General features: G+C 66.4%; 20 protein-coding genes. 12 read left to right on the top strand and 8 right to left on the bottom strand.

The annotated features are described in order from the left end of the window. The coding region (locus tag AOK08_RS10785; RefSeq protein WP_055525266.1) for a valine--tRNA ligase at positions 1-2,452 on the top strand (2,452 nt) is incomplete at its 5' end. Positions 2,453-2,515: 63 nt separating this feature from the next. On the opposite strand, the gene AOK08_RS10780 is transcribed toward AOK08_RS10785, so the two are convergent. From AOK08_RS10780 to AOK08_RS10770, 3 genes are read right to left on the bottom strand one after another with little or no spacing between them, the layout of a single operon-like run. Next, complete coding sequence (locus AOK08_RS10780) at positions 2,516-3,439, bottom strand: glycosyltransferase family 2 protein (RefSeq protein ID WP_055525265.1); 924 nt, start codon at positions 3,437-3,439, stop codon at positions 2,516-2,518. A 20-nt stretch (positions 3,440-3,459) separates the two neighbouring features. Further along, positions 3,460-4,134, bottom strand: coding sequence for a class I SAM-dependent methyltransferase (locus AOK08_RS10775; protein WP_055525264.1), 675 nt, complete (start codon positions 4,132-4,134; stop codon positions 3,460-3,462). A gap of 42 nt (positions 4,135-4,176) precedes the next feature. Beyond that, positions 4,177-5,514: a hypothetical protein gene (locus AOK08_RS10770; protein WP_157876640.1), complete on the bottom strand. Its 1,338-nt coding sequence runs from the start codon at positions 5,512-5,514 to the stop codon at positions 4,177-4,179. Positions 5,515-5,870: 356 nt separating this feature from the next. Here AOK08_RS10770 and AOK08_RS10765 point away from each other — a divergent pair, with 356 nt between their 5' ends. The 3 genes from AOK08_RS10765 to AOK08_RS10755 all read left to right on the top strand — a co-directional run bounded on the left by AOK08_RS10765 (position 5,871) and on the right by AOK08_RS10755 (position 11,735). Next, a complete protein-coding gene (locus AOK08_RS10765; protein WP_241826909.1) occupies positions 5,871-7,193 on the top strand; it encodes an NsdA family TPR-like regulatory protein in 1,323 nt (440 codons plus the stop codon). 70 nt (positions 7,194-7,263) lie between these two features. After that, positions 7,264-8,439 (top strand): serine hydrolase domain-containing protein, encoded by a 1,176-nt coding sequence (locus tag AOK08_RS10760; protein ID WP_055525262.1) that lies wholly within the window; start codon positions 7,264-7,266, stop codon positions 8,437-8,439. 137 nt (positions 8,440-8,576) lie between these two features. Further along, positions 8,577-11,735 carry a DEAD/DEAH box helicase gene (locus tag AOK08_RS10755; RefSeq protein WP_055525261.1) on the top strand — a complete coding sequence of 1,053 codons (3,159 nt, stop codon included), beginning with the start codon at positions 8,577-8,579 and terminating at the stop codon, positions 11,733-11,735. On the opposite strand, the gene AOK08_RS10750 is transcribed toward AOK08_RS10755, so the two are convergent. Then, a complete protein-coding gene (locus AOK08_RS10750) occupies positions 11,722-12,390 on the bottom strand; it encodes an ATP-binding protein (protein WP_055525260.1) in 669 nt (222 codons plus the stop codon). The two genes, AOK08_RS10755 and AOK08_RS10750, sit on opposite strands and share 14 nt — an antisense overlap. Before the next feature lie 226 nt (positions 12,391-12,616). On the opposite strand from AOK08_RS10750, the gene AOK08_RS10745 reads away from it, so the two are divergent. The 5 genes from AOK08_RS10745 (at position 12,617) to AOK08_RS10730 (ending at position 16,329) form a co-directional block, all read left to right on the top strand. Then, positions 12,617-13,465: a helix-turn-helix domain-containing protein gene (locus tag AOK08_RS10745; protein WP_198539233.1), complete on the top strand. Its 849-nt coding sequence runs from the start codon at positions 12,617-12,619 to the stop codon at positions 13,463-13,465. Continuing rightward, the gene (locus AOK08_RS43020; protein ID WP_079053965.1) at positions 13,462-13,680 is read left to right on the top strand and encodes a DUF397 domain-containing protein; all 219 of its coding nucleotides are present in this window, start codon (positions 13,462-13,464) and stop codon (positions 13,678-13,680) included. Before AOK08_RS10745 ends, AOK08_RS43020 begins: the two co-directional genes overlap by 4 nt. A gap of 363 nt (positions 13,681-14,043) precedes the next feature. After that, positions 14,044-14,442, top strand: a complete 399-nt coding sequence (locus AOK08_RS10740; protein ID WP_241826907.1) for a Scr1 family TA system antitoxin-like transcriptional regulator — start codon at positions 14,044-14,046, stop codon at positions 14,440-14,442. Between the two features lie 8 nt (positions 14,443-14,450). Beyond that, positions 14,451-15,278, top strand: coding sequence for a PIG-L deacetylase family protein (locus tag AOK08_RS10735; protein WP_055525258.1), 828 nt, complete (start codon positions 14,451-14,453; stop codon positions 15,276-15,278). Between the two features lie 109 nt (positions 15,279-15,387). Further along, positions 15,388-16,329: an endonuclease/exonuclease/phosphatase family protein gene (locus AOK08_RS10730; protein WP_055525257.1), complete on the top strand. Its 942-nt coding sequence runs from the start codon at positions 15,388-15,390 to the stop codon at positions 16,327-16,329. A gap of 62 nt (positions 16,330-16,391) precedes the next feature. Here the strand turns inward: AOK08_RS10730 and AOK08_RS10725 are convergent, their stop codons facing one another. Then, positions 16,392-16,820 carry a DUF6924 domain-containing protein gene (locus AOK08_RS10725; protein ID WP_055525256.1) on the bottom strand — a complete coding sequence of 143 codons (429 nt, stop codon included), beginning with the start codon at positions 16,818-16,820 and terminating at the stop codon, positions 16,392-16,394. Between the two features lie 244 nt (positions 16,821-17,064). Here AOK08_RS10725 and AOK08_RS10720 point away from each other — a divergent pair, with 244 nt between their 5' ends. Beyond that, on the top strand, positions 17,065-17,376 hold the full coding sequence (locus AOK08_RS10720) for a hypothetical protein (RefSeq protein ID WP_055525255.1): 312 nt from the start codon (positions 17,065-17,067) through the stop codon (positions 17,374-17,376). Positions 17,377-17,390: 14 nt separating this feature from the next. Here AOK08_RS10720 and AOK08_RS10715 read toward each other — a convergent pair whose 3' ends face one another. Further along, positions 17,391-18,347, bottom strand: coding sequence for a GlxA family transcriptional regulator (locus tag AOK08_RS10715; protein WP_055525254.1), 957 nt, complete (start codon positions 18,345-18,347; stop codon positions 17,391-17,393). A 178-nt stretch (positions 18,348-18,525) separates the two neighbouring features. Here AOK08_RS10715 and AOK08_RS10710 point away from each other — a divergent pair, with 178 nt between their 5' ends. Further along, positions 18,526-19,005: a hypothetical protein gene (locus AOK08_RS10710; RefSeq protein ID WP_055525253.1), complete on the top strand. Its 480-nt coding sequence runs from the start codon at positions 18,526-18,528 to the stop codon at positions 19,003-19,005. Between the two features lie 13 nt (positions 19,006-19,018). Here AOK08_RS10710 and AOK08_RS10705 read toward each other — a convergent pair whose 3' ends face one another. Both AOK08_RS10705 and AOK08_RS10700 read right to left on the bottom strand, forming a co-directional pair. Continuing rightward, complete coding sequence (locus AOK08_RS10705) at positions 19,019-19,528, bottom strand: hypothetical protein (RefSeq protein WP_055525267.1); 510 nt, start codon at positions 19,526-19,528, stop codon at positions 19,019-19,021. 76 nt (positions 19,529-19,604) lie between these two features. Next, positions 19,605-20,942 carry a DUF445 domain-containing protein gene (locus tag AOK08_RS10700; RefSeq protein WP_079053964.1) on the bottom strand — a complete coding sequence of 446 codons (1,338 nt, stop codon included), beginning with the start codon at positions 20,940-20,942 and terminating at the stop codon, positions 19,605-19,607. A gap of 248 nt (positions 20,943-21,190) precedes the next feature. Here AOK08_RS10700 and AOK08_RS10695 point away from each other — a divergent pair, with 248 nt between their 5' ends. After that, complete coding sequence (locus tag AOK08_RS10695; RefSeq protein WP_055525251.1) at positions 21,191-22,519, top strand: SGNH/GDSL hydrolase family protein; 1,329 nt, start codon at positions 21,191-21,193, stop codon at positions 22,517-22,519. Positions 22,520-22,625: the final 106 nt, after the last annotated feature.

The raw sequence follows: 22,625 nt of genomic DNA, 5'->3' as shown, positions 1-22,625 counted from the left end.
CGTCACCGGCTCCCTCCACCTCGGCCACGCCTTCGAGCACACGCTGATCGACGCCCTGACCCGCCGCAAGCGCATGCAGGGCTTCGAGACGCTGTGGCAGCCCGGCATGGACCACGCCGGAATCGCCACGCAGAACGTGGTCGAGCGTGAGCTTGCCAAGGAGGGCAAGTCCCGCCACGACCTCGGACGTGAGGCTTTCGTCGACCGCGTCTGGCAGTGGAAGGCCGAGTCCGGCGGTCAGATCGCCGGCCAGATGAAGCGCCTCGGCAACGGTGTCGCCTGGAGCCGTGACCGCTTCACCATGGACGAAGGTCTCTCCAGGGCCGTTCAGACCGTCTTCAAGAAGATGTTCGACGACGACCTGATCTACCGCGCCGAGCGCATCATCAACTGGTGCCCGCGCTGTCTGACGGCCATCTCCGACATCGAGGTGGACTACCAGGACGACGACGGCGAACTCGTCTCCATCAAGTACGGCGAGGGCGACGAGACTCTCGTCGTCGCTACGACCCGCGCCGAGACGATGCTCGGTGACACCGCGGTCGCGGTCCACCCTGACGACGAGCGGTATGCATCGCTCATCGGCAAGCAGATCAAGCTGCCGCTGACCGACCGCACGATCCCGGTCGTCGCGGACACACACGTCGACCCCGAGTTCGGCACCGGCGCGGTCAAGGTGACTCCCGCTCACGACCCCAACGACTTCGCCATCGGCCAGCGGCACGACCTGGAGTCGCTGACCGTCATGGACGAGCGTGGCGTCATCACGGTGCACGGTCCGTTCCAGGGCCTCGACCGTTTCGAGGCCCGCTCCGCGATCGTCGCCGCGTTGCGCGCCGACGGCCGGATCGTCGCCGAGAAGCGCCCGTACGTCCACTCGGTGGGCCACTGCTCTCGCTGCAAGACGACGCTGGAACCACGCCTGTCCCTGCAGTGGTGGGTCAAGGTCGAGACGCTCGCCAAAGCGGCTGGTGACGCGGTCCGCGACGGCCGCGTGAACATCCACCCCGCCGACATGTCCCAGCGGTACTTCGACTGGGTCGACAACCTCAACGACTGGTGCATCTCACGGCAGTTGTGGTGGGGCCACCGCATCCCGGTCTGGCACGGCCCGAACGGCGAGACGGTCTGCGTCGGCCCTGACGAGCAGCCGCCGACCGGCGAGGGCTGGACCCAGGACACAGACGTCCTCGACACCTGGTTCTCCTCCGGCCTGTGGCCGTTCTCCACCCTCGGCTGGCCCGAACAGACCCCGGACCTGGAGAAGTTCTATCCGAACTCCGTCCTCGTCACCGGCTACGACCTCATGTTCTTCTGGGTCGCCCGCATGATGATGTTCGGCCTGTACGCCATGGATGGGGAAGTCCCGTTCCACACCATCGCGTTCCACGGCATGGTGCGTGACGAGTTCGGCAAGAAGATGTCGAAGTCGTTCGGCAACACCGTGAACCCGCTGGACTGGATGGACAAGTACGGCTCGGACGCCGTCCGCTTCACGCTGGCCAAGGGCGCCAACCCCGGCACCGACGTCCCGATCGGCGAGGACTGGGTCCAGGCGTCCCGCAACTTCGCCAACAAGATCTGGAACGCCACGCGCTTCGCGCTCATGAACGGCGCCACGATCGAGGGGGACCTCCCGCCCGTCGAGAAGCTCTCGGCCACGGACCGGTGGATCCTGTCCCGGCTCAACGCGACCGTCGCCGAGGCGGACGCGTACTACGACGACTACCAGTTCGCGAAGCTCGCCGACGCTCTCTACCACTTCGCGTGGGACGAGGTCTTCGACTGGTACGTCGAGCTGTCAAAGACCACCTTCTTCGAGGGCGGCGAACAGGCGAAGGTCTCCGGCCGCGTGCTGGGCGAGGTCCTCGACGTCACCCTGCGCCTCCTGCACCCGATCGTCCCCTTCGTCACCGAGAGCCTGTGGACGACGCTGACCGGCCGCGAATCCCTCGTAATCGCTGGCTGGCCGAAGGACAGCGGATTCCGCGACCTGGCAGCCGAGGCAGAGATCGGCAACCTCCAGCAGGTGATCACGGAGGTCCGCCGCTTCCGCTCCGACCAGGGCCTTCAGCCGGGCCAAAAGGTCCCCGCCCGTCTGGACCTGTCGGGCACGCAGCTCGCCGCCCACGAGGCCGCCATCCGCCAACTGCTGCGCCTTCAGCCGGAAGGCGACGACTTCAACGCGACGGCGACCCTCCCCATCGCCGGCGCTACGGTCGCCCTTGACCTCTCCGGAACGATCGACGTCGAGGCCGAGCGCAAGCGCCTCGCCAAGGACCTCGCCGCAGCCGAGAAGGAGAAGGCCCAGGCCACGGGCAAGCTCGGCAACGAGGCGTTCCTGGCCAAGGCCCCGGACAACGTGGTCGACAAGATCCGCACCCGCCTCGCCAAGGCGGAGGAGGACATCGTCCGTCTCCAGACCCAGATCAACAGCCTGCCGTCTGCCTAGCAGCCAGACCAGCAAAGGAGCCCCGGACCGTGGTCCGGGGCTCCTTGCTTGAGTGTGCGGCGGTTACGGAATTCCCAGGCACTCGAACGGACTCGCCAGGGAGAACGCCCTCTGGCGAGCGACCGTCAGGGCCTGCTCGACGTCGTGCGTGGCCATGCGAATCAGGTCGTCGAGTCGAGAGGGCTTCGACGCGAGGACGTCGCGGGCAATGTCTTCTGCACTGCCGTCTCGCTGGAAGTGGTGCTGGAACAGGTCGAGGTTCTTCTCGACTACGAGGAGTGTCATGTCGAACTCGGAGATCGCGGCGTTGGACACGCGCCGACCGCGCGAGTGCACCCGGTACTCGTGCAGCGGGCCGGAGATGCACACGATGGCGTTGTGTACTCCGTTGCGGAAACGCCCAGCGAGTAGGTTCACGGCGAACGCCCAGTCCCCCCACTTCAGTACCTGCGGGTCGTACATGCCGCCGCGGATCGCGTCGTCGCGGCGGTAGACGATCGAAGTGGGCACGTGGTGCTTGCGCAGCACCAGCTCCTCCCGGCACGGATACGAGGAGATGGTGAAGCCCTCGAATTCGCCGATCATGCGGGACATCGTGTGGACGAAAGCCACGTGGTCGTGTGTCCGGAGGATCTCGACCGCGCGGTCCGGATAGCTGCCGTCTGTGAGGAGTTCCGGAGCGGTGGCGAGGCGGTCGTCGGCGTCGAGCTGCATGACGTACTCGAAGCCCGCGGCTTCGACACCAGAGTTCCTGGCTGTGTGGTGCCCACTGCGACCGAGTCGGATTACACGTATCTCCGATCGTTCGCCGCATGCTGCGATCGCGCTGAGCGTGCTCTCATCGTCCGATCCGTCGTCCACGATCAGGATCTCGTACGGGAACACGTGCGGTTGCCCGATGAGGGAATCCACGGCCTCGATGAGGTAATCGCCCGAGTTGAAGCATGGGATGACAAAGCTGATCCCTGCTGGCGTGGTCGACTTCAAAATGATCTCCCTATCCCTGATCAGGCCGACGCATTTGCCGCAATGACGGTGGCACGGACCGCTTCGAAATAGTCGGCCCCGGTTCGACTGTCTGTTTCGGCGTGCTCATTCCAGAACAGCATGACGTCCCACCCGTGGTAGACACGCTCGATGAGGCGCTGGAAGGACTCAGGCGAGTATCCTGCTTCACCCTCGATTTTCCGGAGCCGGCCCTCTGCGGATCTGCGGGTGATCGACGTGAAGACCTCAAGGTAGTGATAATTCTTTGATCGTGAGTTGGCGACCGCACTTTCCAACACGGACTCGACGTCGGGTTCTGCGAGATAATGCAGTACGTCCTTGGCGACGACTATCCCGAATTCCCGGTCAATCGTGTACTCCTCAACGAGCGACTCACGTACATCGATTCGCTGGGCCAAGTCCCCTTGTCCGTCCAGGCGCCGCAGAAGCACGCTGCTGGGGACCTGGTCGACAGCAACCACTCTGTACCCCGCCCGAGCCATGGCAACGGTGTGGTTCCCGGCGCCGTAACCGAGGTCTAAAGCCGTCCGCGGTGTCTCTTCCCCGACCGAGTCCAAGAGCAGGTTGAACCGTTCCGATGTCGGGGCCTGGAGGTTCTCCGCCGTGTTCCTCCCTCGCTGGATTGCGTCCACGTAGAAGGCATGCACAGACGCCTTCGACACAAGGTCAGCCATTGAACTCCTCCTCAGTCACTGCGAGATGGGAACTGCGAGCCGCTAGAACGGGACCTCGATCAAGCGGCCCGGAGTGAGGACCGCCGAGGCGAGCGCCTCGGTCACCTTCATGGGGAGGAGGTGGCTGGCCAGGGAGCTCCGCTCCTCCGCGCCGTTCAGCCAGTGGTCCATGAGCTGACGGTTGCTGTCGCTGTGGAACAGCCCGTCGAATGACTCTTCCGACACGTACTGCTCGTCGGGGAGGAGGGCGGCGTTGGCGCGCGTAGTCACACGGGCGAAGGCGTCGATCCCGTCTGCGCTGACACCACGAGGAATGTCGTAGCAGTGGACGTGCGTGGAGAACAGCGTCGAGATCTGGGCCTCCATGTCGACGCTCGAAGTGCGGCCGTTCACGTTGTAGAGGTCCGGCGGAAGCTCGTCCCAGTTTCGGATGGAAGGGGTGGTCTGCTCGAAGGACAGCGTGCCGAGCGAGACCGTCCTGCCCGACGCGATGTCGACGAGGCGGAACGTGGAGGTTACGTCGGTCTCGCCGAACCGGAGGCCGTCGTCGGCGTCATCTGCCCAGAGCGGACCGCGGTCCTGGAACCTCCTGGTGATCGGCCGGGACATCCGCTGGTGCTGGTCGATGGGGAACGCTCCGAAGCCGCTGAGCTCCAGTTTGAACTGGAGCTCAGGGAACAGGGCAGAGTTGAGCGAGAGGATCTGCGTCGCGAGATCGACGTAGTGGTAGGCGCCGTGCATCATCATCCCGTAGCCGTACTTGTACGGGTGATCGTCGCGGCTCTCGAACTCACGCTGGAGATTCCACACTCCGCCGGCTGCCCGGAGATGGAAGGAAGTCAGGGGAGCCTCCCACCTCTCCATCCTTTCCCTGAGTGACGCGATGACCCTCTGGTTGTAGATCGGGTGGTACCTGCTCAGGGTCATGACCGAGTGCTCCGCCGTAGAGTCGGCAGTGAGCCCGATGAGCTCCTCCATGGTCTTGGTGATGTACGACGGTTTGAAGCGGCCATCCGCCATGGGCGCCAACACGGGCTTCTCAACAAGCGAGTTGATGTGGTTCTCGACGCAGAACCTGAGGTATGCCTCATGCGCCCGTACTTCCGTAGCGATGTACATCATCGTCGGCACTTCTGGCGTACGGAGTCGTTGCACCGCAGCAGCGATGACTTCCTGCGGAGTCTCCCGTACGCGACTATTTGGGTCCGATAGGTAGACGATTCCTCGCGGCTCCAATTCAACGGCCTGGACACGCTGCTCGATTACGGACCTCTGGGACTCCAGGTCGATGATGGAGTAGGAGTCGATCTGCCCCGACCGGACAGCCTTCTGAATGCAGGGAAGGTACTTGTTGGCGACGATCTCGTCGAAGCCGACCACGATGAGATGATGCGCGACTGCCACAGGTCTACCTTTCAAGAGTTCCCAAAGAAACGGCGAAATTCGGTGAGATTTTGAGCGCACGTCACCGCAGAACGAAAGCTGCTGTGCACGATTGCTGCGAGTTCCGGAGTTGGAAACTTCCTACTTACGACGGTTCATGGCTCCCCGGGAGAGACGCCAGGCAGAGAGAGCGGCGGGTAGTGAACAGTGAAGCCAGCCGACATCGATGTAGGAACGTTTCTGGGGGGTTTCTCTCGACACCAAAGGCGCTCATACGCACGTCAACATGGGTAACCTCCCTACCACCGAAGGCAGTTGACGGGAGGCACGACGTGCTTGGTGAGTCGTTAGCAATGCACCCGCTGGCCTTCGTCCGCCAGTCGAGCGGATGGGGTAAGGCCGAGTTCGCCCGGCTCATGCAGGCGCGGGGGAAGCAACTGGGCATCCCCCTGGCTACAAACCGCACAACCGTGTGGAAGTGGGAGCAGGGCCAGGAGCCGGACGCCGATGCCCAACGCGTCCTCGCTGACCTGCTACGAGTTCCATACGCACAGGTTCAAGCAGAAGGATGGCCTCGGTGGGTCCCCGTATGGGAGGTCACTGGACTCACTGCTCCCTGGACCGAAGCCGGTACCGTTGAGGCCTTGGCTGATCTTGTTGGGAGTGGCCGCATGGACCGGCGGGGATTTCTCACCATCACGGGCGCCGCCCTGACCGGACTGGCAGCAAGCTGGGCCGAGGCCCCTTCCGCCTTCGCTTCAGCGCTCAACGGAGATCGCGTCACGGACACAATGGTCTCGACGATCGAGCAGCGCATCAGCACACTCCGCACGCTCGATGACCAGCTCGGGGGCGCCCGACTCCTTGAGCAGGCACGCGGTGATCTCGCCCTGCTCACCGGCCTCCTGAGCGCCGGCCGGTACACGGACAGGATCCGCACCCGCCTGTATGCCCTGGCGGCCCGGGTGTCGCATCTCACCGGCTGGATGGCTTACGACGCAGGACTGCGATCTGCAGGACAGCGGTACTACGTCGGAGCGATGCGCAGCGCACGCACTGCTGGCGACGACGCCTTCGGCGCCTTCGTCCTGGCGGAGATGGGAGTACACGTCTCCGAGGCCGGACGGACTGCCGAACGGGTCGATCTCATCTCGACCGCCCTCGACAACGCTCCTCGAACACTGTCGCCCTACGCCCATTCTTTCCTGTACTTGCACAAGGCCGAAGCGCTGTCCCGCGACGGCGATCACCAGAAGGCCGGTACAGCCCTCAACCGTGCTGCTTCCCTTTGGGAGCGCCACACAGTGGAGGAGAACCCGGACTGGCTCGACTGGTTCGGCGAGGCGCAACTGAAGTCGACCGAGGGCAAAGTCCTTCTACGATTGGGCCAGTTGGAGCGCGCGACGAGCTCGCTTGAGACCTCAGTCGAGAAGGCAGCCCCACGGGACAAGGCCGTACGGGCCAGCCGCTTGGCTGAGGCCCGCCTCGCGGGCAATGACCTGGACGGGGCGCTCCACGCCGCGAACCACGGAGCCGAGCTCCTCGAAGACAAGGTCAGCTCCGTTCGGGCTCTGAACCGACTGAAGGAGTTCTCCGAACAGCTCCAGCCACACCAATCCGTTCCGGCCGTACGCGACTTCCGTGAGCGTCTCCGAGCGCTGCCCGTCACGGTCTGACCGGTATGGCGTCACGTGCACCGAACGAGACTGCCCTCGGAGCAGACGCCAAAATGCCAGGATGAATGGCATGACGGTGATCAGCGGTGAGGTCGCGGCCGGGTTCGAGCCGGTACGTGAGGCATTCGCGGCGAACTTCGCCCGGCACGGGGACATCGGCGCGGCGGTGTGCGTGTATCGGCATGGCCAACCGGTAGTGGACCTCTGGGGTGGGACAGCCGACCCCGACACTGGTCGTCCTTGGGCGCGGGACACCCTGCAACTGGTCTACTCGGCAACCAAGGGGGCGACCGCGACGGCGGCGCATCTGCTCGTCCAGCGAGGCGTCTTGGACCTGGACGCGCCAGTGGCCAAGTACTGGCCGGAGTTCGCCGCGAACGGCAAGGCTGAGATCCCGGTGCGCTGGCTGTTGTCCCACCGGGCCGGCCTGGTCGCACTGGACCAACCCGTGTCGCTGGCCGGGGCGTTGGCCTGGCAGCCGATGGTGGCCGCACTAGCCGCTCAAAGCCCTCAGTGGACTCCGGGCACCGCGCATGGGTATCACGGAAGAACCTGGGGCTGGCTGGTCGGAGAGGTGATCCGCCGGGTGTCCGGCCGCTCGCCGGGCCGCTTCTTCGCAGACGAGATCGCTGACCTCCTGGGACTGGACTTCTTCATCGGGCTGCCCACGAGTGAACGCAACCGGGTCAGCCGTATGGCGTACCGGCAGCCGGTAATCGACTTCACCACCGCGCAGCCAGAGGCGATCCCCGAGCAACTCCGCGACCTGGTCGCCGCCTGGCGCGACCCGAACTCGCTCAGCAACAGGGCCTTCTCAGTCACCGACCCGGCCGAGATCGACTTCAATTCGACTGAGGTCCAGGCGGCGGAACTCCCATCCTCCAACGGCATCGGCACCGCGCGAGGACTGGCACGCATGTACGCCGCGCTGATCAGCGAGGTGGACGGCATACGCCTACTCACGCCGGAAACCCTCGCGTCGGCGACCAAGGAACAGGCCAGCGGAACGGACCAAGTGATGATGGTGCCGAGCCGGTTCAGCTCCGGCTTCATGCTCCCCACGGAGACGAACCCCATGATCGGCCCCAAATCCTTCGGCCACACCGGCCGAGGCGGCTCACTCGCCTTCGCCGACCCGGAGCACGGGATCGCCTTCGGCTACGTGATGAACCACATCATCGGGGGGCCCGACGATGTGCGCGCTACGTTGCTGGCTGAGGCCGTGCGGGTTGCGTTGGCTACCTAACGCACGACGGGCAGGCTCTGGCTGCAGAAGCGTTCGGACACGGTTGAGGAGCGGCGACTCCGAGGCAGAGTGTCAGCGGGTTCTGTTACACATGGGCATAGCCGTCTGAACGATCAAAAGCGATCCAAGGAGCCTGTGTGTCTGAGTCACGAGGCATTTCACACCCCGTCGCGGGTGTGTACGAGGAGCTCATCACGCTGCGGTGTGAGCAGCAGTTGAAGGAGCTCGCGCGCCTCGGATGGCATCCAGTGAGTGACGCGTTGGGAGCAGAATCGGTACCGCACGTCCTGGCAAGGCACGTCGGGACGACCGTACGACGTGTGCTGTTGGGCATTCCTGCCGAGGAACGCGTGCATGCGGCGAACCACATCCTGGAGTCGATCAGCACTCTCAAGGGAGCCCAGGAGTGGGTAGACCTGGTCGCGGCTGGCCCTCGCCAGCTTCTGGCCCTGACCCGGCAAGAGGCCCCTGGTGTCTTCGCCGTACGCCCGGGTATCCCTCTCTCCGACACAGCGCTGATCACCAACTCGCCGGAAGACCCCAGCCTCGGCTTCGAGTTGCGTGCCGAGCTTGCCACCGCTGATCGCGTAGACCTTCTCTGCGCATTTGTGAAGTGGCACGGCCTGCGCATCATCGAGCAGTCCCTACAAGCTGCCCGTGAGCGGGACGTGCCGATACGCGTCATCACGACGACCTACATCGGGGCGACCGAGCGGCGCGCGCTGGATCGGCTAGTGCAGGAGTTCAACGCCGAGGTCAAGGTCAACTACGAGACCAGGTCAACTCGCCTCCATGCCAAGGCATGGTTGTTCCGGCGGAAGAGCGGTTACGACACGGCGTACGTCGGCAGCTCCAACCTCTCCAAGGCCGCGCTGCTCGATGGGCTGGAGTGGAACGTACGGCTGTCGTCCATCGCCACACCCGACGTACTGCGAAAGTTCGACGCAACCTTCGAGGCCTACTGGAGCGACCCGTCCTTCGAGTTGTACGACCCGGTCGCCGATGGGGCTCGACTCCAGGAAGCGTTGGCGATCGCCGGGGGCACCTCGAACACCTCGGCCGCGGATCGCAGGATCACCCTGTCCGGTCTCGAAGTACGCCCCTACGCCCACCAACGTGACATGTTGGAGCGCCTCGAAGTCGAGCGCGAGGTACATGGCCGGCATCGGAACCTTCTGGTCGCGGCGACAGGTACCGGCAAGACGGTGATGGCCGCGCTTGACTACAAGCAACTGCGCAAGAAGCACGGCCGTGACCTGAGACTGCTGTTCGTCGCTCACCGCAAGGAGATCCTCCAGCAGTCTCTGCGGACCTACCAAGACGTCTTGGTAGACGCCAACTTCGGTGAATCCCTGCACAGCGGGGAGATCCCGGAGCGCTGGACGCACGTCTTCGCCAGCGTGCAGTCACTCAACGCGCGCGCACTGGACCGACTCGCTGCTGATCACTTCGATGTGATCGTGATCGACGAGTTCCATCACGGCACTTCGCCGACCTACCGCAAGATCCTCGATCACTTCAAGCCGCTGGAGCTGCTCGGACTGACCGCAACTCCTGAGCGCATGGACGGCAAGAACATCCAGGACGAGTTCTTCGACGGGCGCATCGCTGCCGAGATGCGGCTATGGGAGGCCTTGGAGAACGAACTACTCAGCCCCTTCCACTATCTGGGTATCAGCGACAACACCGACCTGACCGCGGTGAAGTGGCATCGCGGGGCGTACGACGCAAGCGCGTTGAGCGATGTGCTGTCCGCCAACCACGCGCGTGCACGGCTGGTCTTGAAGGCCGTTGAGGAGAAGGTCGCCGATCCAGGTGCCATGCGCGCTTTGGGCTTCTGCGTTTCTGTTGCGCACGCGCGCTTCATGGCGGAGTCCTTCCGCAAGGCTGGCCTCAACGCCGTCGCCCTGTCGGCCGGAACGCCTTCGGATGAGCGCAGGCAGGCACTGGCTGACCTTGCTTCTGGGACGTTGCAGGTGATCTTCTCGGTCGACCTCTTCAACGAAGGCCTCGACATCCCTGACGTAGACACCCTGCTCCTACTCCGCCCCACCTCCAGTGCAACGGTGTTCTTGCAGCAACTCGGCCGAGGACTCCGGCGTACGGAGAACAAGGCGGTACTGACCGTCTTGGACTTCATCGGCCAGCACCGCAAGGAGTTCCGGTTCGAGAACCAGTTCCGCGCGCTGACGAACCTGACTCGTAAGCGGCTCTTGGACAACATCGAGCATGACTTCCCGCAGCTCCCATCTGGCTGCGAGATCATCCTTGAGGAAAAGGCCAAGAAATCCATCATCGCCAACATCAAGGACCAGATCGGCGTCAACGTCACTGCCTTGGCACGTGAGGTAGCGGACTACGCCGAGCCGAAGCTCAGTCGCTACCTGCACGAGAGCGGACGCGAACTCAAGGAGCTCTACCGCAACGGAAGCTCTTGGACGGGTCTGCTGCGTCGCTCCGGGCTCCTGAAGGGGGAGGCGCCGGAGGGGGAGAGCGCGTTCCTCAAGCGCGTCTCCTCATTCCTGCACGTAGACGACTCCCTTCGCGTTGCCGCCTACACACGAATGTTGCAGGACGACGCCCCTGCATACAGCGAGCTCGACGAGCAGGGGCAGGGTTACGCTCGCATGCTCTTCTTCCAGCTGTGGCCACTCGGCGGCATCGTCCGCAAGGGGTACGCCAATTACGACGCTGGATTTGCGACCCTGCGCAAGCAGCGCGCCTTCCGAAGTGAGCTGTGCCAGGTGCTGGAGCACAACCTCGCCCACACTGAGCACGTACCGATTCCTCTCCTGCGCTTGGGCGGTCCGAGTGGTGTTCCCCTCGCTGTGCACGCCTCGTACAGCCGCGAAGAGATCCTGCCTGCGCTAGGGCAGTCATACATCGGCGGCTTCATGCCGGCCGATTTTCGCGAGGGCGTGAAGTGGTGCGAGTCGGTCAAGACTGACGCGCTCCTCATCACGCTAGAGAAGGACGAGAAGGACTTCTCGCCGCAAACCAGGTATCACGACTACGCGCAGAGCGAGACCCTCTTCCACTGGGAGTCCCAGAACCAGACTTCCGAGACCTCCCCCACCGGCCTTCGCTACCAACGGCATGTCGCCGAGGGCAGCCACGTCCTGCTCTTCGTACGCCGCTACAAGAGCACCGACATAGGCGGTGCCCAGCCGTGGATGCTGCTCGGCCCTGCGGAGTACGAGAAGCACACGGGTAGCAAGCCGATGGCGATCACGTGGAAGCTGAAGCAGGAGATCCCGGCGGACGTCTGGACGTACTCGACGATCAAAGCCGGGTAGCGCCTCGCGTCGTGGCGCCCACGACTCGCGCTTCCACTTCTGCTTCGAAGTGCATCTGCGCTCGGTCCAAGGCGTCATCCGCATCATGGCCGTGCGCCCGGAGCCAGTGGAGGAGGTCAGCAATGGCATTGATCGCCGCCTCCTCCGCCACGGCTGCGCTCAGCCGACCTGAATCGGCTGTGGGCGGCAGCGTAACCCTGTTGTAGAGGCCGAGCACCTCCCCCGCTCTCGTCACTTGAGGTCCCTCACAGCGGCCGTTTGGCGAGGTCAGCGTGGTGGAGAGCTCGCACCACGTCACCTTCCGGTCGGCGAGAAGCTGCACGCCCCAGCGGTCAGCAGTGCAGGTGACGAGTTCCATCCCCCGCCCGGATTCAGAGTTGACGCCTTGGCTGAGGAGCACGGGCAGAGCCCGGGTGTCGGGGTCATAGACCACGATCCGAAGATGCGTGTCCTTCATGGAGACCGCGAGGGTGGTGGGCGTACCGGGACCGACGTGGGTGATCACGTTGGTGACGAGCTCAGTGACGCAGAGTTGGGCCGCGTCGATGAGCTCGTCCAGGCCCCACAGTCCCAAGTGGACCCGCAACACGCGCCGCAGACCTGCCACTTCCTCGGGCTCCGCCAGGAAGTGAAGGTCCCACGGCTTTCGTGACATACATGCTTCCCGGATCACGAAGACCCCTCTCGTCGCATGCCGTCTCCCCTGACCCCACATGATCAGCAGAGCGTTCGCACACACTCACAGCGAGTTGCGCCACTGGAAGGATGGACCGAGCGCATCCCTTCATGCAATGTGCACGGCGGGATTCCCACTTCCGAGTGATTGGCAAGCAGCCTCCTTGGCGCAAGACTGAACGCCCGCTATCCGGAAGAAGGTTGAAGTGGCCGGTTCACCCACGGCACGCCGTCGCCGTCTCTCGATCGAGCTGAAGAAGCTCCGTGAGAAGAGCGCGTTCACCTGCGCCCAAGTCGGCGACGCGTTGGACTGGAGCGGCTCCAAGGTCAACCGGATGGAGACGGGCAGCGGCAGGGTCCAGCCGTCCGACATCGATGCCCTGTGCCGGTTCTACGCCACCAGTGACGAGCTCCGCGAATTCCTCATGTCACTTGCTCGACAGGCCAAGACACGCGGCTGGTGGCAGGTACACGGGGCCGGCGTCCCGGAGTGGTTCAACATCTACATTGGCTTGGAGCAGGACGCCTCCACGCTTCGCCAATACCAGTGCGAGTTGCTGCCGGGTCTGATGCAGACCCCGGCCTACACGGCCGAACTCCACACGACCGGCTCGCACATGTCCGCCGAGGACATCGAACGTGCGGTGCGCGTACGTATGGAACGCCAGGCCATGTTGACGCAGCCCGGGGCGCCCGACGCCTGGTTCATCGTGAACGAGGGCTCACTGCGCAACGTCATCGGCGATCGGGCGGTGATGCGGGAACAGCTTGAACGCGTTCTGGACGCCTCCGAGTTGCCCAGCGTGACCTTGCAGGTACTTGCCTTCGACTCCGGCACCTACCCTGCGACTGGCTCGTTCACGATGCTCGGCTTCCCTGATCAGGCGGATCCGGACATCGTGTACCGGGACGGCATCACCGACGCCGTCTACCTTGAGGGTGAGCATCATGTCCGCGAGTACACCCGGGCCTTCGACGGGCTCCGAGCCGCGGCCTTGAGCCCTCAGCGTTCCGGTCAGTTGATCAAGTCCGTCCTGAAGGAATACGCACGATGAGCAATGCAGGATCCAAGGTCGATGGTCCCCTGACGTGGTTCACGTCGTCGTACAGCAACGGCGCGGGGGGTGAGTGCGTCGAGTGTGCGCGCGCTGACGACGGCGGCGCTCTTGTACGTGACTCCAAGAGTGTTGGAGGACCTGTGATCGTTGTTCGAGGTCAGGGCTGGCAGACCTTTGTGCGGGCCTTGGACAACGGGGAGCTGAAGGGCTAGTCCGGTCCCTGGAGCGGGCCGGGATGATCAATGAAGGCTGGATTCGGGAGCGCATCCTGCGGGGAGGCAGTTGGCGGAACAGCATGGTCCACGCCGTCCCCGATCACGAGTGCCAGTCCGCCAACAAGTGCTACAGCCAATGGGGAGGATTACGATGACCACTTCGGTCCCCTGGCAGCAACGCCTGTCCACCGGCACGGAGAACATCCAGAGCGAGGTCGTCAGCCTCTACCAGCAGACACGGCACAGTAAGGCCTACGTGCCCGACATGATCTGGGGGACCCTCCAGACCGAGGCGTACGCGACCGTGATCCTCCGTAAGGTCGTTGCCTTCCTTGAGTCCCGGACGATGTGTCGGCGGGCGTGGCCAAGCGCATGGAGCGACAGCAGGTCCTGTACGACGGCGAGCATCACTACGACGCTGTCCTCGGGGAGCAGTCCCTGTACACGAACGTCGGGGGTCCTGAGGTGATGCGTGGGCAACTCGAACGCCTCGTCCGCGAGATCGATCTCCCCTCCCTCACCCTGGGCATCCTTCCCACGACCGCTGAGGTCGACATGGTGCCCACATCCGGCTTCAACATGTACGACGGGCAGCTCGCCAGCTACGAACTCGTCTCCACCGGCGTCGACATCACCGACCCCGCCGAACTCGCCCTGCACGAGAAGGCCTTCCGGCTGCTCAGCAGCGCCGCGTGCTACGGGGACGACGCCAGACGGCTCATCGAGAAGGCCCTGGCCTTCTGGAGCTCCGAAGGGTGACCCCAATAATGCCAATAGGGCCAATAGGGCTCCGGCAGCAAGGCGCACCCAGCCTCCTCGCCGTCTTCGCCCACCCCGACGACGAGTCCCTCTCCGCCGGAGGCACCCTCGCCCGGCACGCCGCCGCCGGTGCCCGTACCGCCGTGGTCACCGCGACCTGGGGCGCCGACACCCACCGCGCCGCCGAACTCGCCGAGGCCCTCCGTATCCTCGGTGCCGGCGCTCCCCGCATGCTCGGCCACGCCGACTCCCGTGTGCCGGGGTCCGCCCCGGGAAAGGCACACTTCCTCGATGTGCCGGTCGACGAGACGATCGGGCAACTGGTCGCCCATATACGGGAGTTCCGTCCGGAGATCGTGGTCACCCATGACGCGTACGGTGGAGTTACCGGTCACGAGGACCACGTGCACACGCACCGCGTGACCCAACTCGCCGTCCAGGCAGCCGGACTTGAGCGGCTCTACCCGGATGCCGGACCGCCCTGGCAGCCGGGCGCCCTGTACCTGGCCACGCATCCGCACTCGGCAACGACCGCGTGGGGCGGGTATCTGGCCCCTACCGGCAAGGCCATGCTCACCGTGCCGGACGAGCAGGTCAGCGTGGTCGTCGATGTCACGCCCTGGTTGGAGCGGAAGGTCGCCGCGGTGCTGGCCCACCGTACCGAGGCGGAACGGGGAGCCGTGCCCGGGCTGGTCGCGGGGCTCTCCGCCGCCGAACGGGAACTGCTGCTCTCCACCGAGTGGTACATCCGCCACGACCTCCGTCAGGGCCTCCGTCACGGCCTCGGCCACGATCCCGTCCCGACCGTGACACCACAGACAGAACTCGTGGTCTGAGTGCGTACGTGATTCACGTATCCCTGCCGCTTGGGTTGCGGGTCCGGCCCGTTGGAGGAACCTGGAAGTGTCACCTCGTTTCCGTCTCCTCGCCCTCGGGAGGTCTCCCGTGAGCACCACCCTGCGGTTGGCCAGTTTCAATGTCGAGAACCTCTTCGCGCGCTGGCGTTTCAAGGACGGTGTGAATCCCGCCGATGCCAATACGCGGGGCTGGATAGTCGATCAGACCCATTTCGTCGAACTGGGTCAGGACGACAAGGCCATCACCGGAGCCGCGTTGCAGGCGATCGACGCCGACGTCCTCGCTCTCCAGGAAGTGGAGAACGTCGACACGCTCAAGCACTTCCGGGACCGTTATCTCGGCGGGCGCGCGAAGTATCCGTACATCGCGGGGGTCGATGGAAACGACCCCCGGCTGATCGACGTGGCCGTCCTCTCCAAGCTCCCGATCACCCACATCCGCTCCTACCAGCACTTCCTGGAGCCTTCCAGCCCCACGACGCCACTCTTCTCCCGGGACTGTCTCGAAGTCGACGTGGAGGTGGGGGTGGGGGCGTCGAAGTCGACCCTGACGCTCTACGTCAATCACTTCAAGTCGATGATCGGCGGCCGGAGTCAGACCCGCCCGAAGCGGGAGCAGCAAGCAGCGAAGGTCATGGAGATCGTCACCGAGCGTTTCGGTTCCTCCCCGGGCGGCAGTCCGTTCGTGGTCCTGGGAGATCTCAACGACTACATGCAGACGGACGCGGACGGAAGTCCGGGCATAAGCGCCCTGGTCGACTGGGACCAGGTGGAGAACGTCGTGGCCCGGCTGCCCGTGGACGATCAGTGGACCCACTTCTTCGCCAGCGGGAACGAGTACCGGCAGTTGGACTACATACTGCCCTCGGCCTCGCTCGCCTCCGCGACCGCCGCGGTCCCCGAGATCTTCCGCCAGGGAGTGCCGCTACGGGCGGTCAAGTACACGGGACCGCGTCTCCCGGGCGTGGGACTGGACAACCCCAAGGCCTCCGACCACTGTCCGGTCGTCCTCCAGCTTGAGATCCCCTGACGTTGACGCTCGTCCACGCCTACGGCAGCGGAAACGGAAACGGTAGCGGCAGCGCCTGTGCGTCAGAAGCCTCGGTGGATTCCGTCCTCGTCCACCGCGTCCGCGAATTCCCGGAAGTCCATGTTCGAGAGCGACAGGTTGTTCTCGATACCCCACAGTTCGCTCGCCACGACCCGGACGCAACGCCCGTACTCCTCCCGCAGATCCAGCACGAGGAGCGGGAACTCCCGTGAGGCGAGGGTCTGTTCGTCCGCCAGGACGAGGATCGGGTGTTCGTACGCGGCCGGGAGCCCGGCCAGCGCCTCCGCCGGCGTCGCTCCGGCGAAGCGGCGGTCGGAGACTGGTTCGACGTACGGCAGGAAGCCGTCCTCGCTCGGAGTGGCGAGGGCCTGCTTCAGGTTCTCCCACGCGGTATCACCGGACAGGCCGGCGAAGTCGGTGCGCAGCACCAACGTGTCGTGAGTGCACGGCAGTTGATCGACCTCGGCCATACGGGCACATTACTCCCCCCCCTCCCCCTGACGTCGTCCGCGTCGTCCGCGTCGTCCGCGTCGTCGAGACGGACAAGCCGTCGGTCGGCGAACGCGACGTGCTTGTACGGGTGCGCGGGAACCCTCCCAACGCGCGGCTCAGGACCACCGGTTAGCCTCGGCCGTACCGCACGACATCACGTACACGCACATCACGTAAGCGCACGCGGCACCGCGCGACCGAACCAGCAGGAGGCAGGCCACCATGGCGAAGACGACCCAGGTTCCTACGGCGCTCGTGGCCGCCACCGGACTCGTCGGCGGGTACGCCGTCGCCCGCTGGAGCAGGAACCGGCAGCTCGGCGGGACCGTACTGGCCGTCGCGGGGACCGTCGCCGCCCAGCGGTGGCAGGAGCAGGCGGGCTCGACGGCCGCCGGGGCGCTGACCGTCGCGTACATCGGCGCCTTCGCCGGATCGCACCCGCTGGCCAAGAAGGTGGGCGCCTGGCCGGCCGTGTTCGGGGTCGCCGGAGCCGTCGCCCTCGCCTCCTGGGCCGTCGCCGACCGCCACGCCTGACCCAAGGAGAACGGCTAACTCCCTGGGGGCGCCTGGAAAGCCCTGCGGTACGCGTACGGGCTCGTGCCGACGACCCGTTTGAAACGGTCCCGGAACGCCGTCGGCGACCCGAACCCCGTCTGGGCGGCGATGCGCTCTACGGGGTACGTCGTCGTCTCCAGCAGGTACTGCGCCCTGCGCACCCGCGCCCGGTGCAGCCACTGCAAGGGTGTCGTGCCCGTCTGTTCGCGGAAGCGGCGGTTCAGGGTACGGGCGCTCATGCCTGCCCGCGCCGCGATGTCGGTGAGTGTCAGGTCGTCGCGGTCCGCGTGCTCCTCCAGCCAGCGCAGCACCGGTTCCATCGTCGCGCCCGCGGGGGCCGGCGGCTGCGGCTGGACGATGAACTGGGCCTGCCCTCCCTCCCGTTCGAGGGGCATCACGCACATCCTGGCCGCGTGCGCGGCGACCGCCGAGCCGTGGTCGTCCCGGATCATGTGCAGGCACATGTCCAGGGCCGCCGCCGCGCCCGCCGAGGTGAGGAACTGGCCGTTGTCGACGTACAGGACGTTCGGGTCGACGGTCACCTTCGGGTATCTGGCCGCGAGGTCCTGGGCGGCGATCCAGTGCGTGGTCGCGCGCAGTCCGTCCAGCAGGCCCGTCGCCGCGAAGAGGAACGCGCCGACGCAGATCGAGGCGATCCGCGTCCCGTTCGCCGCCGCGGCGCGCAGCGCCTCCGCCACGCCCGGCGGCAACGGCAGGGTCGGGTCGGCGGTGCCCGGCAGGACGATCGTGTCGGCGTCCGCCAGCGCGTCGAGCCCGTACGGCGCCCGCAGACTGAACGGGCCCGCGCTCACCTCGTCGGCGACCGAGCAGACCCGTACGCGGTACGCCTCCCGCCCGTCCGGCAGCCGGGCCCACCCGAAGGCGTCGATCGGCGCGGAGAGATCGAAGGGGACGACTCCCTCAAGGGCCAGTACCGCCACGGTGTGCATGGCGAGATCCTATGGCGAGATCCCAGGCATATGACTGATTACGGCCAAGGACAGGCAGGGCTCGGGGCAGGAGGGGCGGCGGTGGAATCCCCGGCCCTGCGGCGCCTGGCGAGAATCCGTTGAGCCCTGGCAAAACCGCCACTTCCACGCGCCCCTCCCCCGCCCCTACCGTCACCCCGTGACCAAGTTCCTCCTCGCCCTTCACGTCCTCGCCGCGATCATCGCCGTCGGTCCCGTGACCGTCGCCGCCAGCATGTTCCCGCCCAGCGCCCGCAAGGCGCTCGCGGCCCCCGACGATCCCCGGGCGCTGGAGACCGTACGGCTGCTGCACCGGATCTGCCGGGTCTACGCCGGGGTCGGCATCGCCGTACCCGTCCTCGGGATCGCCACGGCGAGCAGCATGGGCGTGATGGGCGACACCTGGCTGATCGTGTCCATGGCGCTGACCGTGGCCGCGGCGATCGTCCTGGTCGTGCTGGTGCTACCACGGCAGGAGACGGTCGTCGAGGGCGCAGTGGGTACCGGAAGTGCCGGAATGAGCGGCGCGGATCGGGCTACGACCGTTCAACTCGCCATGTTCACCGGTGTCTTCAACCTGCTGTGGGCCACCGTGACGGTCCTGATGATCCTCCGGCCCGGGTCCACCACCGGCGCGTGACGGACCGTCCACCTCACCTCTGCCCCGCCGACACCAGCCCCTCCGTCGACTCCTCCTCCACCCGGAACGCCCGTCCCACGCTCGCCGCGACCAGTACCCCCGCCGCGATGACCAGCGTGAAGAAGGCCCAGGTCAGGGGCCAGGCGTCGGCGAAGCCGTCGGGCGAGCCCGGGTGCGTGCGCAGGGAGACGTACATGAGCGTCGACGGAGGGGCCGCGATCAGGAGCAGCGGCCAGCCCCGGCTGTCGCGGTGGCCGAAGTAGGCGGACAGGAGCAGCAGCAGGACGCCCAGGGCGACGACGCCTACGGCCGTCACCGGAGTCGTCTCGTCCGTCGCGCCCGCGCTCTCCGCCCGGTTGCGCAGATCCCAGGGGACGCAGACGATGTACGACGCCCAGGCCAGGGCGGCGCCGATCGCGCGCGTCAGCCAGCGCTCGGCCCAGGGGCGCTCCCGCAGCGGCCCGAGCGGCCCGAGCGACTTTCCGGTGGTTCCGGTGGTGCCGTTCCCCGTTGTCTCGGTCATACGTACGAGGGTCACCCGTCCGGAGAGGGTCCGACAGAGTACGCGTACTCAGGTTCGCGTACTCAGGTACACGGGCCTACACGCCCATCGCCCGCGACACCACGTAGATCAGCAGCCCGGCCAGCGAGCCCACCACCGTGCCGTTGATACGGATGAACTGGAGGTCGCGGCCGATGTGCGCCTCGATCTTCCTTGTCGTGTGCTCGGCGTCCCAGCCGGCGACCGTGTCCGTGATCAGGGAGGTGATCTCGCTCTGGTAGGTCGTCACGACGTACACCGCCGCGCCCTCCACCCAGCCGTCCACCTTGTTCTGCAGTCCGGAGTCGACCGACATCCGGGACCCCAGCGACAGCAGCGACGCCCGTACGCGCAGCCGTAGTTCGCTGCGCTCGTCCTCCGCCGCCGAGACGATCATCGATCGTACGGCCGTCCAGGCGGACGCGATCAGGTCCTGGACCTCGCCGCGCCCCAGGACCTCGGTCTTCAGCCGCTCGACACGCGCGCGTGTGTCCGTGTCGGACTGGAGGTCGGAGGCGAAGTCGGTGAGGAAACGGTCCAGGGCGCCGCGCGCCGGGTGGGAGGGGGCGTCGCGCATCTCGGTGACGAAGCGCAGCAGCTCCTTGTAGACGCGCTCACCGACCCTCTTGTCCACGAACTTGGGCGTCCAGCCGGGCGCGCCGCCCGCCACCGCGCCCATGACCTCGCCCTCGTGCAGGACGAGCCAGTCGTGGGCGCGTACGCAAATCAGGTCGACGGCCCTTCGGTGGCCGCCGTCGGCCACGACCTTCTCCAGCATCTTCCCTATGCCCGGCGCGATCTCCTGGGCGTCGGCCCGCCGCGTGATGGCCTCGCCGACCACCGCCTGGACGTCGGAGTCGCGCAGGACGGTGAGCGCCCCGCGCAGGGCCGCCGACAGTTCGGCCGTCACGCGGTCCGCGTGCTCCGGCTCGGCCAGCCACGCGCCGAGGCGGCTGCCGATGCCGACCGCCCGCAGTCGCTGCCGTACGACGTCCTGGGAGAGGAAGTTCTCGCCGACGAACTCGCCCAAGGATACGCCCAGTTGGTCCTTCTTGGTGGGGATGATCGCGGTGTGCGGGATGGGCAGGCCGAGGGGATGGCGGAAGAGGGCGGTGACCGCGAACCAGTCGGCCAGCGCGCCGACCATGCCCGCCTCGGCCGCCGCCGCGACATACCCCGTCCAGGCACCGGCGCCCTGCTCACCGGCCCACTTGGCGAGGACGTACACGACGGCGACGAAGAGCAGCAGCCCGGTCGCGGTGAGCTTCATCCGGCGCACACCGCGTTGGCGCTCCTCGTCGGCGGGGCCGAAGGCGGTCATGGCCCTGCCGGGCACCGGGACAGCACCATCGGTTCTGGCCTCTCTGTCCTCTGATCCCGTTCTCGTGCGTTCCATTCGCTCCACCGTTCACCGTTCACCGCTCAGTGGTTCACTGCTCACCGCTCAGTGATCCCTCACACATTGTCCCTTCCTGACCTACTCCCGGAACGGAACAAGAGTTCCCCGCGTATACCCGGAAGGAGCCGGTCCGAAGGATTCCGAAGGGTTCCGAAGGGTTCGGGCGGCTCTTCCAGGCCCGTCCCGCATCATTGGCTCAGCCCACCGGAGCCCCCGCTCCCCCTGTACGAGGAGTCACGCATCCCATGACCAGGCGCCACGGTTATGGCCTGCTCGCCACGATGGTCGCGCTCGTCGTGGCCATATCGGCCGCGATATACGTCGGGGCGACCCTCGACGACGGCCACCGGAACACCCGGGCCGGCGGCCAGGGCCGCGGCAACTCGGCCGGCGATGTCGCCCCCGCGTCCGCCGGCACCTGGGTCGGCACCTGGTCCGCCGCGCCGGTCGAGGGCGAGCCCGGTACCGAGGTTCGGGGTCTGGCCGGCCGCTCACTGCGCAACGTCGTGCACACCACGGCGGGCGGTACGAGCGCCCGCGTCACGCTCTCCAACCTGTACGGCAGACAGCCCCTGACCATCGCCCGCGCGTCGGTCGCCGTCGCCGCCGGGGAGAACAGCGCCGCCGCCGACGCCCGCACCATGCGTCCCCTCACCTTCGGCGGCAGCCCGTCGGTGACCGTCCCGGCCGGGCGGCAGATCGTCAGCGACGCGGTACGGATCGCCGTCCCGCGCGACAGCGACGTCCTGGTGACGACGTACGCCGACGTCCCGTCCGGGCCGGTCACCTACCATCCGCGCGCCCGGCAGGTCTCGTACGCGGCCGTGGGCGACCACACCGAGGACGCGGACGCCACGGCGTACACCGAGCGGACCGAGACCTGGCGGTACGTCACCGCCCTGGACGTCCTCAGCGAGCAGGCCGACGGCACGGTCGTCGCCCTCGGCGACTCGCTCACCGCGGGCAGCACCTCGACCGTGGGCGCCAACCGCCGCTGGCCCGATGTCCTCGCCGACCGGCTGCACGCGGCGGCCGAGTCCGGCGCGGACGTGCCCCGCTACAGCGTCGTCAACCAGGGCATCGGCGGCAACCGCGTCCTGCGGCCCGGCGGTACGGGCACTCCGGCGCCCAACGCCAGCGGGCTGAGCCGGTTCGGGCGGGACGCGCTCGGTCGTACGAACGTCCGGGTCGTCGTGATCGACCTCGGTGTCAACGACATCCTGCGTGCCCGTGATCCCAAGGCGCTGCGGGCGTCCTCGATCGTCGCCGGGCTGCGTGAGCTGGTCGCCGAGGCGCGGGGGCGGGGGCTGAAGGTGGTCGGGGCGACGCTGATGCCGTTCGGGGGGTTCCACGGGTACTCGGCGACCACGGAGGCGTTGCGGCAGGGTGTGAACGCGGAGATTCGGGGTGGGCGGGTGTTCGACACGTACGTCGACTTCGACGAGGCGTTGCGGGATCCGTACGATCCGCGGCGGTTTCGGGTGGAGTACGACTCCGGGGATCACTTGCATCCCAGTGATGCGGGGTATGCGCGGATGGCTGAGGTTTTTTCGCGCAGTTCCCCGCGCCCCTGAAAAGGGCGCGCCAGCCGGGCGGGATCTCAAGGACCCGGGGTCCGCTTGACCCGTTGGCTTGGGCACTCGCGTCTCTGCGGGTCGGTGGGGGCTTGTCGCGCAGTTC

The sequence above is a fragment of the Streptomyces graminilatus genome (genome assembly GCF_001418565.1).
GTDB classification, from domain to species: Bacteria; Actinomycetota; Actinomycetes; order Streptomycetales; family Streptomycetaceae; genus Streptomyces; species Streptomyces graminilatus.
Note: the sequence above shows the minus strand (reverse complement) of the source record. Positions and strands in the feature narration are given on the sequence as shown.